This is a genomic window from Viridibacillus sp. FSL H8-0110 (genome assembly GCF_038003565.1).
GTDB classification, from domain to species: Bacteria; Bacillota; Bacilli; order Bacillales_A; family Planococcaceae; genus Viridibacillus; species Viridibacillus arenosi.
Map to the genome: position 1 here is coordinate 4,027,624 of NZ_JBBOPJ010000001.1, position 14,306 is coordinate 4,041,929.

Genomic DNA, 14,306 nt, shown 5'->3' on the forward strand with positions numbered 1-14,306 from the left:
AGGTATATATATGCAAAATATTGGGCGAATTATTAAATCCGAACGTATAAAACAAAACATGAAACAAAAAGTACTTGCTGAAGATATTTGTTCTACATCTTATTTAAGTAAGATTGAAAATGGTAACAAATCTCCCTCTCCCGAAGTAATGAATGGCTTAATTGAGCGCTTACAGCTCGATTTAAACTACTTTTCAGAAGAAAACGAAGAGCAAATTATGGATAATCTCTATGAAAATTATAAATCTATAGTACTAACTCGTAACGAGCAAGCTGCTAAGGAAAAAGTTAACCATTATATGAATTTTGAAATTAGGTTTGATGAACCAAAAAACTTTTACTACTACAATCTGTATTTGTTTAGACTTTTTTTAGTCTCTAAGCAACCTCTAAATGAAATAGAACACTTTTTAACAGCCTTTTATGCCATGGAAGAAAATTTAGATGAACGCCAAAGTTTTATCTATAACGTCAATGCCAATATTTATCATTTTAGAAAGAGCAATTATATAAAGGCACTTTCCTATTTGGAATCATCTATAAATTTACTACCTAATATCCAGTTAGAAGATTGGGAAAGAGCAGATTATTATTATACATTAGCTTTAAATTATTATTCCTTAAACCAAAACTTAAACGCGCTTAATTACGCAAAGAAGTCTAGTGCTATTTACGAATCACTAGGGTACTTTGCCCGCTCTGTCGATTGTAAAACATTAATTGCCGCAACATTCATTCAAAACGGTCACTATGCTAGTGCCGAGCAAATTTTAGAAGATACTTCTCTCTTCTGCCATAGGCACCAGCTTCACCAATTTGATAGTCTACTGTCGCAGAATATGGGCTTTATTTTTGCTCTACAAGGCCATGCAAAAAAAGCTATTACTTATTACAAGAAAAGTTATAAAGCTAAAACAGAGCCTCTTAGTATTCTCATTACTATCCATTCAATCATTAAAGAATACTCAAAATTAAAACAAGAAGATTATGTGCGAATATGGTGCGAAAAAGGGCTAGACCTTATTAAAGAGAATGAATTAACCACTAGTACAACTACCTATTTGTATCACTTTGAAATTTTTAAAATGAAACATCAGTTAATTTCCTTTGACGAAAAGCTAATCGCCAATGCAATTGATCATTTCCAAAAAATCAATGACATTAAAAACGTCCAAAAATACGCCATTCTTTTAGGCAATATTCTCTATGAGCATCATGAATATAAAAAAGCTGCTTCCTACTTCCAAAGATCAACTGAAGCTATGTATCAATTAAAGTATATTAATAAGTGGGAAGACCTCACATAACAGTAAAAACCCAAATTGCGTCGTTGCAATCTGGGTTTTCTTATTAATAAACGGATACTACATTTACTGTAACTTTAAATAAGTCACCATCTACTTCAATTTTCATACGAGCTCCGTGTAAATCTACAATCGATTGTGCAATAGCTAAGCCAAGACCTGATCCATCTGTATGACGAGAAGCATCTGCTCGCTTGAATCGTTCATATAATTCCTCAACATTTTCACCAATCTCATATTTCGTTACATTTTTTATAACAAATTCTGCTTCTCCATTGTGCTGACGAAGTGTCACATAAACACGTGTACCTTCCAGTGCATATTTCAATGTGTTGACGATTAAATTATCCAGTACTCTCCACCACTTTTGACCATCAACGTACGCATGTAACGGCCCATCTGGCGTATTCACACGGAAATCTAACGCGGATTTTGTTATATCCTCTTCATGTTCAGCTAGAGCTTGTTGTAACAACTGATTCAAATCGACCCGTTGTTTATGAAGCTCAATGTTGCCTGAAGCCATTTTAGATACTTCAAACAAATCTTCGATAAGTGTTTTTAAACGCTGTGATTTTTTATCTAAAATTGCAATATATGAATTGCGTTCTTCTTCTGTGACATTTGGTTTTTTTAATAAATCAGTGTACGTAATAATCGATGTTAATGGTGTACGCAAATCATGACTAACATTAGTAATTAGTTCTGTTTTTAGACGCTCACTTTTTGCCTGCTCAGAAATCGACGTGCGAACACCATCACGTAAATCATTCAAATTTTTGGCATGTGAAGCAAGTGCTGACTTACCTTGTATTTTAATTTCATTGCTCAAGCGACCCGCAGCCATTTGCTCTGTTTCTTTCATAATACGATTTAAATAGCTCATTCGTGTTAAGAATAGAAGCGTCGCTGGTAGTAGGATGAATAGAAACAGCGGGATGTATATGAGGAATAGGTGCCACGCCACTAATGCTCCAGCAAGACCTAATCCCCCTAAGAAAATAATCCCTAGTAGAATAACTGATTGGAAACCGATGCTACGATTTAAAAATAAATCCTGTAACTTCTCAAAAGTTTTTCTTGCTAAACTATTCTGATATGCTTTCATAAGTTTCTCTTCGCTATTTAGATCTTCTAAAACAGATACTAACTGTGCAAGGAATATCCAAATAATTAAATATAAAATTACAAAAGCAAAGCCAAATCTGAGTAACTGATATACGCTAATACGATAATAACTATATTCAATCCCATCTTCTACTAATAACAAACCTATAAACAGAGCCCAAATCGTAACAAGTAGACTTATAATTCGTACATCAATCGACCATTTGTGAATCCAGTGAGTTGCATTATTACTTTCTAGAATAGCTTTCTTATGTGATTTCCAAGAAGCTATTAATAGTATTAAGCTTATTAAACCTAATCCCCAAATAATAGAGTACCAAATTTGATTTGTTTTAAATGCTTTATAGTCTGTAGCAAATTCTGCATATTGTAGTGCATTCTTTGGAATTGTGATTAGCCCTTCGTATTGGTACGTTTTATCAATAAGTGCTTGGTCGATATCACTTGGCTCTAGCCTTGTCGATACAATATCAGAATCATCATACCAAGGATTTCCATCATAATTTGAATAATTGCTATTAATACTATTCGACTTAAGTAATTCTCTTCCTTTTCCATATTTAATACTAAATGCAGCAGGACTATCTACATCACCAAATGTAGTTGTTTTCTGTGTATCCACATCAGTAAATTTAAAAGCAAAAAAGCGATAGTTATTCAATAAATCCCTTTTTTCATTACTTACATTTGCCACGTAATCATCTATGGCTCTTTTCTTACTGTCAATAATTTTAGCTTTAATATACTCATCGTCTTCAAAATTTTTCGTAATATCATCTATTTTAGCATCGCGTTCTTTAATCAAAGCTGTTTTCACTTTTGTTGACTTAGAATCGATTGCTGCAGAAATACGGTCTTCGTATTGGCTATTAATATTCTCAATTTGTTCGCTTAAACTACCATATCTTGTGCGATGTTCCTCGATTTCATTATCTGTCACAGTAATTGCCTTTTTCGCCTCATCAGCATCAATAGGGTTTAACAAAAGAGGGCCGATATTGTTTGTAAACTCATATAACTTAGATTGGAAAGTTTCAGAATCAAAATAATCCTTTCCTATATACTCCTGACCCTTCTGGACTAATGAATAAACACTGAACGCAACAATTGTTAGTAGAAACAAACTAAAAAGCCTTCTAGAATTGTTTTTCATTATTACTCCCCTCCCATCCATCTTGTTAGCTGAGCAAATGTTCTTGTCGTTCTTGCAAAGCTTAAATCTACTAAATCTAAAATAAATGATAAGCAATACGTCAAGCTAATGACTGCTATAAATATTGCAAGGATTGACCATAAAAACGCATTATTATTTCTCGATTTTGTAGCCAATGCCCCACACCACCTTTAAAAAACGCGGATTTTTTGGATCCACTTCAATTTTTTCTCTTATCTTCCGAATATGCACGGCCACTATGTTTTCCGCATTGTATGCAGGCTCGTTCCAAACGCGCTCGTAAATTTCCTGAATCGAAAATACACGACCGGCATTCGTCATTAATAGTTCAGTTATCTTAAACTCAATTGGGGTTAGTTTTACTGACTCCCCATCAAGTGTTACTTCTTTCGATTCCTGATCCAGCACTAAACCTTGCACAGCAATTTTCGATTGTTGCTCATTATACGTTCCAAGTTTCACATAACGACGCATTTGCGATTTCACACGCGCCACAAGCTCCATCGGATGAAATGGCTTCGTCACATAATCATCGGCCCCGACGGACAAACCATGTATTTTATCCGAATCCTCCACCTTTGCACTCAACATAATAATAGGAATGTTACGCTCCTCGCGAATTTTAAATGTCGCAGTTATCCCATCCATTTTAGGCATCATAATATCTAAAATTATTAAATGTACTTCATTTTCTGAAAGTATCTCCAACGCCTCAAGTCCGTCCGCTGCCTTTATTACGTTGTAGCCCTCATTTTTCAAATAAATCTCAATCCCATCACGAATATCCTGGTCATCATCCGTCACAAGTACCGTATACTCAGCCATCTCTCGCACCTCATCCCTCAACAAATTCAAAGATATATTTTACTCATTCATTAATCTCGTAGTTCTATAACATTTATAATACACATCAAATCTTAAGACCACCTTATCACAAAAATGAAGAAATTCTTAAGGTTTATATTAAATGCTGAAGGCGCTCGTTCAGCTGCGAGGTCGTTAGAAGGCGGAAGCCAAAGTCGCTCTTAGACTTTGAGCGCCCGACTGAAACGACCCGGGCAGCTAGCGCCTGAAGCTGGATATCTATCTAAATGCTGAAGGCGCTCGTTCAGCTGCGCGGTCGTTAGAAGGCGAAAGCCAAAGTCGCTCTTAGACTTTGAGCGCCCGACTGAAACGACCCGAGCAGCTAGCGCCTGAAGCTGGATATCTTGATAAACACTTGTTTGTTGCACTAACTCAGTTGTTTGTTGTACTATCTCGATTGTTTGTTGCACTAACTCGATTGTTTGTTGCACTAACTCAGCTGTTTGTTGCATTAACTCGATTGTTTGTTGCGCTAACTCGGCCCTTTGTTATTTAGCAGAATATTCACGTCCTAATCCGCTACCATAATACCGAAAATAGCTCATGCTACTCATATCTATACTTCATTTTCCCCACAAAAAAGCTACTTAGCCTTAACTAAGTAGCTAAAATTTTATTAACCTTTTTAACACGACCACCAAATGTAATAACTAAAATACCACCGAGTAGCATCGCAACACCAAACCATGACGTTACACTTAGATACTCACCTACTAGAAATACACCGAGTATAGTAGCCGTTAATGGTTCTCCAAGTGACAGTGTCACCGCTGAAGATGATGATATTTTTTGCAAGCCCGTTAAGAATAACAAATACGCGATACTAGTACCGAAAACGCCCATGAATGCTAATGGTAGCCAGTTTGCGCCTTGTCCGACCCATTCAATTCCATATATTAATGAGATTGGACACAATAATAACGCACTGATTGAGAATGTCATAGCCACTGCTGGCATCGCTTCTTCTTTTTCCATTAATGCCTTGCTCACATGTGTATAAATTGCAAAAGCTGTTCCTGCACATAGAGCCATGGCAATACCAATCGGATTGATAGTTGCCTCTCCTTTGTTCACAAACAATAATACACATCCAACTATAGCAAGTAATGTAGCTACTCCCCATGTGCGCGTCGGCTTATTTTTGAAATAAAGCCAATCAATTAAACCTGCAAATACTGGCGAACTTCCAATCGTTACGACAGTTCCAATGGCTACACCTGTCAAACGTACCGATGAAAAAAATAGCGGTTGAAATAGAGCCATCGATAGTGCTGCAAAAAAAGTATACTTCCAAGCCCAATGACGAAATTTTATCTTTCTCATTAAAGTAGCTATGATCAGTAAAGTGCCGCCACCAACTGCTGATCGCATCATAGCAACAGTAAGAGGATTAATACCATCTGTTAAAAATGTCTGTGTAGTACCAACTGTCCCCCATAAAACAGCTGCCAATAATACAAAAGCATAGGGTAATATACTCACTTAACTGCTCACTCCTTATGTATCTTTTCATAAATATACCATAAATTCTGAAAGTTGAGGCAGACGGTTTCTTCTATTATAATGAAGGCAAAAGGAGGCATTGATCTATGTACAAAACTGTTACAGATACAGCGAAAGATATCTCAATGCCAGAGCAACAAGTGATGCGTTACATCCTAGAAGGTCGCATTCATGCGGTTCACGATGGCGAACAATTTTTAATCAGCAGTGACCAATTTGAGCGTTTCCATGAACAACTTGAACGTATCAAAGAAGAAATTGAGATTTGGAAGAACACGCCGATTCCAGAAGACATTGATATTAAAGATGAGGACTAAAAGACAGCCAAGAGCTGTCTTTTTGTTTTGCATTATATTGAAAGAAAATTAAAACACCAATGGCTTTTACAATAGCCACTGGTGTTTGCGATATGTAGAAGCTAGCAACTGATTGCAGCTCCAATTTATATTTAGATTGTAACAGGTGCTGTTTGTTTAGCTAACATGTCTGCGTAATCTTCAACCATCACACTTGCAGTTGGGAACATTCCTGCTCCTGGCCCTACAAGAGTTAGGGTCCCAATGTAGTTTGTATCAAGAGCAACAGCATTATTAACACCCTCGATTGAGTAAAGTGGATGTTCTGGACCAACTAGTTCAGGTCCTACTTTAGCAATTAACTCTCCGTTTTCACCTAACTGTACATCTGCTACATGACGGTAACGTAAACCTTTAGCAGAAGCTTCATCTACTTGCTCAGATGTGATTTCTGTAATACCAATTACATCAACATCTTCCCACCTTGGCTGTTTACCAAATGCTAACGCACTAAGAATCATAAGTTTTCGGAATGCATCTTGACCAGAAATATCGTTATAAGGATCCGCTTCAGCGTAACCTAGGCTTTGTGCATCTTTTAATACATCATCGAACGCTAATCCTTCACTACGCATTTGAGTTAAGATGTAGTTTGATGTACCATTCAAGATTCCTTGAATATGGTGTACATCATTTACACGTAAGATATTTTGCATCGTTTTAATAACAGGAACGCCACCAGCAGTTGTTGCTTCGTAGCCCACTTGTACGCCATATTGCTTCGCTTTTTCTTGCAAAGCTAAACCATGTTTAGAGAACATTACTTTGTTAGCAGTAATTACGTTACAACCATTTTCGATTGCAAGTGCTGAATATTTAAATGCTGGTTCTTCCCCAACTATTGCTTCAAATACAACTTGTAAATCTGGAATAGCTAAAATATCTTCAAAGTTATCTGTTATTAAATCTTGTGGTGCATTTGAACGTGGTTTAGTTACGTCACGTACTAAAATTTTAGCGATTTCAATATCTACTCCTAATGTCTCTTTAAACTGTTCACGCTTTTCATTAATGATATGATAAATACCTTGCCCTACAGTACCAAATCCTAGAATCGCTACTTTTACTGCCGCCATACGATCGCCTCCAAAAATAAAATTGCAATCTTACATTCAATCTCCAAATTGTGTTCAAACTCCATCTAGTATTGATGACTTCAAAGCCAGATGTTAAACATCATTTTGTAGTTCCAATTCTGTTTGTTTTCTAGCACAACACCATATGATATTGACTTCTAAATAATTCAGAGAAAAGATATTTACTAATTATGTTGCTGTACAACTGTATTTAACCCCTTTACAGCGTATATCCCCCATAATCCCCTTACGAATAGTTTTTCAAATAGCGTTTAGCAATTATATCAATTACTAATACACTGTACTTCAATTTTTTTACTTATTGATGATTCTAGACTATAAATGAACAGATTACAAGAAAAATCTTTCCGGAAAGGACAATTGTTTTTCTCAGAAGGTCACACAAGCCAAGAATAACAACACTTTAACTGTATTTTGGAATTTCAGATTAAATGTTACTAGTTTAAAAATAACGATTTGAAAAGAAAAAAGGACGACATAATGCCCCTCGTCATCCCTTGAATTAGCCTTTTCTTCATTAATAAATACTTACTTTGTAACAACAGCTTCTGTTACTTTTGCGAAGGCGTTATCTAGTGCTTCTATAATATCCTCAATTGCTTCTAAACCAATTGATAATCGTACAAGCTCTTCAGAAACACCCGCTAATACTAATTCTACTGCACTTAACTGTTGGTGTGTTGTAGATGCTGGATGGATAATTAATGAACGCGCATCACCTACATTTGCTACATGCGAGAATAACTCAATGTTATCAATTAACTGGCGACCAGCTTCACGGCCACCTTTAATACCGAATGTTAATACTGATCCGAACCCATTTTTTAAATACTTTTTCGCATTTTCGTGAGTTGCACTGTCTTCAAATCCATTGAAACTAACCCACTCAACATTTTCATGACCACGCAAGTATTCAGCTACTTTTTTAGCATTCTCATTATGTCGTGGTACACGTAAATGTAATGTTTCAAGACCTTGAATTAACTGGAATGCATTGTCAGGACTTAATGTTGGACCAAAATCACGTAACAATTGAACGCGTAATCGAGTTGCGAATGCAGCACTTGCAGCATCAACACCGTAGCGAATACCATGGTAAGATGCATCTGGTTCTGTATAGTCAGGGAATTTCCCTTGCGTCCAATCAAATTTACCAGCATCGACAGCGACACCACCGATTACTGTACCGTGGCCACCAATCCATTTTGTTGCAGAGTGCACTACAATATCAGCACCGAACTCTATTGGATTTGAACCATATGGTGATGGGAATGTATTATCAACAATTAGTGGAATCTCATTTTCATGTGCGATATTTGCCAAAGCTTCAATATCCACTACAGTTAAACTTGGATTACCTATTGTTTCCACATAAATCGCTTTTGTATTTTCTTGAATCGCTGTACGGAAGTTTTCTGGATCTCTTTCATCTACAAATGAGGCTGTAATACCATAGCGTGGTAAAGTATTGGCTAACAAATTATATGTACCGCCATATAAACTACCTGAAGCAACAATATGATCGCCTGCGCGTGCAATATTTAAAATTGAAAATGAAATAGCAGCCATTCCTGAAGATAGTGCTACTGCCGCTGTTCCACCTTCTAATAGTGCAACACGTTTTTCAAATACATCGACAGTTGGGTTCATAATACGAGAATAAATATTACCGGGTTCTTCAAGTGCAAATAGTTTTTGAGCATGCTCCGTACTATTAAAAGCATAAGCAGTTGTACGATAAATTGGTACAGCACGAGCACCTGTTGTTGGATCTGCTACTTGGCCACCGTGTAATAATAAAGTTTCTGGACGTAAATTTGTCATCATTCATTCCTCCTAAATGTATTTTTGAGATGGCAAATCGGAGGTGTGAGGAGGATTTTTTGGAAAAATAAAAACCCTCTTCGCTAAGAAGAGGGTTGCATAAGCAATTTTTCCTCCCCTTATCTGTCAGATCCGATTAAAAATCTGTAGGAATTAGCACCATTGTGAGTTCGTCACTCACCGGTTGCTGGGCATCGCAGGGCCTATCCCTCCGCCGCTCTTGATAAGAGTATTTGATTCAGTTCCATCTTGTTGACAAGTATAGAAGATAAATCAAACTAATGTCAATACTTTTATTTGTTTTTTCTGAACATTAAATTTAATAGATACAATTTTTAGATAGATGAATTTAATTTAAGTAGACTTTAAAATATGTTAGCCTAAAGATAGACAGTAAATATATATTATTTGGCAAAGGGGTTTCGGATAATGACAAGAGAATTACTACGTAGTCACGCTTCTGTGCGTAAATATACAGGAGAACTTATTTCTAAAGAAGTAGTTGTCGATTTAATTGAAACAGCACAAATGGCAGCGAGCTCTCATTTTGTACAAGCATATAGTGTCATTTGGGTTACAGATGAAGATAAAAAGAAAAAACTTGGAGAACTTTCGAATAATGAATTCCAATTTGGAACAGCGGGTGCTTCGTTTTTATTTTGTGTAGATTTTAAACGACTGCAAGTTGCGGGCCAAAAAAATGGTGTAGAAATTATTGCTGATTCTGCAGAGAACGTACTTGTAGGTGTAGCAGATGTTGCTCTTTTCGCTCAAAACTTCGTTATTGCAGCTGAAGACCAAGGTTACGGTATCTGTTATATTGGTGGAGCGCGTAATAATCCAAAAGAAATTAGTGAATTATTTGGTCTTCCTGAATATGTATTCCCGTTATTTGCTATGACGATTGGTGTACCTACAAAGCGTAATGAAACAAAACCTCGATTACCAGTTCAAGCTATACTACATGAAAACAATTATGATGTAGATCGATATGATACATTGTTAGATGAGTATGATGCAACAATGGAAGACTACTATGCAAGCCGCGGGTCTAATCGTAAAATGGCCAATTGGACAAAACAAATGGCGGATTTCTTAATAGAACAGCGTCGACCACATATCAATGAATTTTTAGCACAGAAAGGCTTCACTTGGAAGTAATAAAGAAAACTCTAAAATTAGGGATACCTAGTTTTAGAGTTTTTTTGCATGAGTTCAACCTATTATAAGTTGTTTTACTACGCCTCTTCTCCTTCACTTTGATAAATTACTATTCATAATCCCATTAAAAAACCTGCCACTATTTAGTGACAGGTAGGCATTTCATTTTATTCTTTGACTAAACCTTCGATTACTAGCTCTTTTACAGGTAGGAAAACTTCGCCTGAGTTGATATATTTCACTTCGACTGTGTCACCTTCTTGTAGATAAATAGCTAATGGTACAACTTCTGAGCTCACGCTATAGTTGTCTTTGTTATCTAACATAAACGATACTGTTGTGAAGTCGCCACTTTTCTCTTTATAAACGCGGACAATTTTCCCTTTAATGGTTGCTTGCTCTTGTTTAGAGCTACCATTTACAGAACTGCCTCCACGACTTAGGATAGCTTTATATTGTCTTAATGCCTCATTTGGAGTAGCTCCTGAAACTGAAAGCTCAGGATTAGCAGCTGAGACGATGAAATAATTTTGTAAGAAACCGTTTGAATCGAGCACTGGTGTTAACCAGCTTGCTTCACCATAGAAGTTGTAGATGATTGGCATTTGACCATGCCACTTTTTCTCGATAAATTTCTTTTCGATTATTTGTAATGCTCCTTGAGAATCCATGTACGCTTCCTCTTGGTTGCCCGTGTAATACGTTGCCTCTCCAGTGCGGCCATTTGTTAATGAATAACCGAGCATTGAATCGACACCTTCTTTAGGACTTGTAAAATCTGTGAAGTAGTACATATCACCATTTTCATCAAAGATTGGGCTAACATTAGCTTCCGTTCCTTCATCCGAAGGTAATTTCACATCTTTTTTTCCAAATTTACTATTCCAGAAACCGTGAACATAGTTACCAAAATAGCTATTTTGAAGGCTAACTGCTTCCGGTGAAACTGCACCGTCGATAAATGTTGGAACATCTTTTAAAGCAAATGTCTGAGATTTACCTGTTTTTGCATCAACCATAATAATACCTTCTGCATCAAAGCCGTTACGCGCTGTGATGAATTTCCCATATGAACGAATATAATATGGTTTACCATTATCATCAACTTCAAGTTGAGGCTCACCGTAGAAAATTTTCGTTGGATTTTCTAAACGAATATGACGCTCAACATTATTGTTTAAAAATGAAGAAGTCGTATATTTCATTTCTGATTTGATGAACTTTGGATTATCTGAAGAATCTGTAGCACTCATTTTAAAATAACCTGGTGTCACTTTCCCTTTCGTCCATTTAAAGAAGCCTGAGAATTCAACAGGCGCAATATACACAAATTCGCCGTTAACCTTCTGAATTTGCAAACTACCTAATTCATAGTAGCTTGTATTTGGTACTTGGCTAAAAGCCTTTTTCATTTTATTACGAGCAAATTTTGGCGGTACGCTTGCAGGTGTTTTTGTTTCATCAAATGCCTTCAGTTCCACTTTTTGTGTCATTTCAGCTGATGTGTATTTTTCATTCGCATTAAATAATGGCGCTGCCAAAATATATACACCAAAACCTAAGCTTCCTAAAAACAGAATACCTTTTAAATTACGCTCCATACCACTTGCAGACCAAGCTCCAAGCGCTGTTAAAACAATTATCACTGGCCATAAAAGCGTCCAATTTTGATCAATTATTAGAACATAGTAAATTGTTGCTGTCGCTATAAATGCAACTATGAATACGAAAATAAAGAATTGGATTTTGAATTTAGCTTTCAAATCTCCATCTTTTGTTTTACTTGTTATCGGTACGATTAATAGTCCAGCTACTGCTGCAACTATCGCCGACATTATTAATGTAGCAATCATTTTGATCATCCTTTCACATATCTATTTTACGATACAATCTTCAGAAAGTTTCAGTTATATTTTATATTAGAAAGGTTTTATTTATTTTAGGCAAGAATACTCTTTAATGAAGGGAGGTGAGAATATGAAACAAAAAATTCTCATTAGCTTAATCATTCTATTAGGCATCATTTATATTTTCTTTATACCTGCTGAGCCTGTTACAGTGAAACTAAGCTTTAAAGTAGTTCCAATGCTTCTAATTATTTGGTTAGCTTCGTTTCAAAAAGCATCGCCTAATACAAGTTATAAAAAATGGTTACTACTTGGATTACTCTTTTGTATGATTGGTGACGCAACACTCCAATGGTTTTTATTTGGTTTAACTAGTTTTTTAATCGGTCACATTTGCTACATCGTTGCATTTGTACAACTTAAAGAAAAAATAATTGCTAGACCTGCAGCTACCCTTTTATTACTTTATGGAGGGTTTATGGTTATTTGGATTGCTGGGACTGTCTTTAAATCTGGAGACATCATATTAGGTGTTGCTGTTATCGCATATATCACTGTTATTTTAACAATGGGATGGACAGCTATTCAGACAAACTCGAAGCTTGCTACAATAGGGGCACTATCATTTATTTTCTCAGATTCAATATTATCGATTAATATGTTCATTACTGATGTACCTTTTTCTCATGCACTTATTATGGTGAGCTATTACGGTGCACAGCTATTGTTTGCTATTAGTATTTCTTATTATTCCGTCATCCGAAAGAAAGTGTTAGAATAGTGACAATGCTTTTACAATAAGGGGGATATTCCAATATGAAAGAAACAGTGATTGAAAGACTAGTACGTTATGCACAAATTGATACACAATCTGATGCTGAAAGCGAAACAACTCCATCAACTGAAAAACAATGGGATTTACTACATGTACTTGAGAAGGAATTAGCCGAAATCGGTATGACTGAAATCTCTCTTGATGAAAATGGCTACCTATTTGCTACACTACCAGCTAATTCAGATAAACAATTACCAACAATTGGTTTTCTAGCGCACGTTGATACTACTACAGACTATACTGGTACAAATGTTAAACCACAGCGTCATGACAATTACGACGGTGGAGATATTCAATTAAATGAAAATACAGTTCTATCTCCGAAAAATTCACCAGAGCTTGCCAATTATGTAGGGCAAACATTGATTACTACTGATGGTACTACTTTACTTGGTGCTGATGATAAAGCAGGTATTGTTGAAATCATGACAGCTATGGAATATTTAATTTCTAATCCAGATATTAAACACGGTAAAATCCGAGTTGCCTTCACACCTGATGAAGAAATCGGCCGTGGGCCACATAAATTTGATGTTGAAGCATTTAATGCTGATTTCGCTTATACAATGGATGGTGGTCCTTTAGGTGAATTACAATATGAGAGCTTCAACGCAGCTGGAGTAAAAGTTAAAACTTTCGGCGTAAGTGTACACCCAGGCTCTGCCAAAGATAAAATGGTCAACGCTATTACAATGGCTATTAAATTCCAATCTTATATGCCTGCAGATGAAGTACCCGAAAAAACATCTGGTCATGAAGGATTCATTCATCTAATGAACTTCAACGCCCATATCGAAGAAGCAAGACTTTCTTATATCATTCGATACTTTGACCGTGAAGAATTTGAATCAAGAAAACAATTATTTAAAGAAGTTGAAGCCAAAATTAAAGCTGAGTTCGGTGAAGATGCCATTACAGTTGAAATAGCAGATCAATACTATAATATGGCTGAAAAAATTGAACCACAAAAAGATATTGTTGATGTAGCCTTTAAAGCAATGGAAAACCTAAATATCAAACCTTTAATTTTGCCAGTTCGTGGTGGTACAGATGGGTCCCAACTCTCGTATATGGGAATGCCTACTCCGAATATCTTCGCTGGCGGCGAGAATATGCATGGACGATTCGAGTATGTTTCTGCTGAGACGATGGTTAAAGCTACTGAAGTTATCATCGAAATTGTCCAATTATTTGAGCAACGAGCATAAAGCGTA

The 14,306-nt window shown here is 36.2% G+C and carries 12 protein-coding genes and 1 riboswitch; of the genes, 5 read left to right on the forward strand and 7 right to left on the reverse strand.

Annotation, left to right across the window (positions count from 1 at the left end; translation table 11 throughout):
* The first annotated feature begins 10 nt into the window (after positions 1–10).
* Positions 11–1,306 (forward strand): helix-turn-helix transcriptional regulator, encoded by a 1,296-nt coding sequence (locus MHH98_RS19935; RefSeq protein ID WP_340711635.1) that lies wholly within the window; start codon positions 11–13, stop codon positions 1,304–1,306.
* Between the two features lie 43 nt (positions 1,307–1,349).
* Here MHH98_RS19935 and MHH98_RS19940 read toward each other — a convergent pair whose 3' ends face one another.
* From MHH98_RS19940 to MHH98_RS19955, 4 genes are all read right to left on the reverse strand, one after another.
* On the reverse strand, positions 1,350–3,584 hold the full coding sequence (locus tag MHH98_RS19940; protein ID WP_038180397.1) for a HAMP domain-containing sensor histidine kinase: 2,235 nt from the start codon (positions 3,582–3,584) through the stop codon (positions 1,350–1,352).
* Positions 3,585–3,586: 2 nt separating this feature from the next.
* Complete coding sequence (locus tag MHH98_RS19945) at positions 3,587–3,760, reverse strand: hypothetical protein (protein ID WP_155981161.1); 174 nt, start codon at positions 3,758–3,760, stop codon at positions 3,587–3,589.
* A complete protein-coding gene (locus tag MHH98_RS19950; RefSeq protein ID WP_038180399.1) occupies positions 3,738–4,430 on the reverse strand; it encodes a response regulator transcription factor in 693 nt (230 codons plus the stop codon). Before MHH98_RS19950 ends, MHH98_RS19945 begins: the two co-directional genes overlap by 23 nt.
* 636 nt (positions 4,431–5,066) lie before the next feature.
* The gene (locus tag MHH98_RS19955; protein ID WP_179078265.1) at positions 5,067–5,945 is read right to left on the reverse strand and encodes an EamA family transporter; all 879 of its coding nucleotides are present in this window, start codon (positions 5,943–5,945) and stop codon (positions 5,067–5,069) included.
* Positions 5,946–6,058: 113 nt separating this feature from the next.
* On the opposite strand from MHH98_RS19955, the gene MHH98_RS19960 reads away from it, so the two are divergent.
* The gene (locus MHH98_RS19960; RefSeq protein WP_038180403.1) at positions 6,059–6,289 is read left to right on the forward strand and encodes a hypothetical protein; all 231 of its coding nucleotides are present in this window, start codon (positions 6,059–6,061) and stop codon (positions 6,287–6,289) included.
* Positions 6,290–6,420: 131 nt separating this feature from the next.
* Here MHH98_RS19960 and MHH98_RS19965 read toward each other — a convergent pair whose 3' ends face one another.
* Together MHH98_RS19965 and MHH98_RS19970 are read right to left on the reverse strand one after the other, a co-directional pair.
* Positions 6,421–7,404 (reverse strand): homoserine dehydrogenase, encoded by a 984-nt coding sequence (locus MHH98_RS19965; RefSeq protein WP_076034260.1) that lies wholly within the window; start codon positions 7,402–7,404, stop codon positions 6,421–6,423.
* A gap of 549 nt (positions 7,405–7,953) precedes the next feature.
* Entirely contained in the window at positions 7,954–9,249 is a 1,296-nt protein-coding gene (locus MHH98_RS19970) for an O-acetylhomoserine aminocarboxypropyltransferase/cysteine synthase family protein (RefSeq protein WP_038180408.1), read from the reverse strand.
* 116 nt (positions 9,250–9,365) lie between these two features.
* A riboswitch (SAM riboswitch) is annotated at positions 9,366–9,479 on the reverse strand.
* Positions 9,480–9,678: 199 nt separating this feature from the next.
* Between MHH98_RS19970 and MHH98_RS19975 the strand changes: the two genes are divergently transcribed.
* Positions 9,679–10,410, forward strand: coding sequence for an NADPH-dependent oxidoreductase (locus MHH98_RS19975; protein ID WP_076034258.1), 732 nt, complete (start codon positions 9,679–9,681; stop codon positions 10,408–10,410).
* Between the two features lie 167 nt (positions 10,411–10,577).
* Here the strand turns inward: MHH98_RS19975 and MHH98_RS19980 are convergent, their stop codons facing one another.
* Positions 10,578–12,263: a hypothetical protein gene (locus MHH98_RS19980; RefSeq protein WP_340711636.1), complete on the reverse strand. Its 1,686-nt coding sequence runs from the start codon at positions 12,261–12,263 to the stop codon at positions 10,578–10,580.
* 124 nt (positions 12,264–12,387) lie between these two features.
* On the opposite strand from MHH98_RS19980, the gene MHH98_RS19985 reads away from it, so the two are divergent.
* The gene (locus tag MHH98_RS19985) at positions 12,388–13,038 is read left to right on the forward strand and encodes a lysoplasmalogenase (protein WP_038180413.1); all 651 of its coding nucleotides are present in this window, start codon (positions 12,388–12,390) and stop codon (positions 13,036–13,038) included.
* Between the two features lie 35 nt (positions 13,039–13,073).
* Positions 13,074–14,300 (forward strand): peptidase T, encoded by a 1,227-nt coding sequence (gene pepT / locus MHH98_RS19990; protein WP_038180415.1) that lies wholly within the window; start codon positions 13,074–13,076, stop codon positions 14,298–14,300.
* The last annotated feature ends 6 nt before the right edge of the window (positions 14,301–14,306 follow it).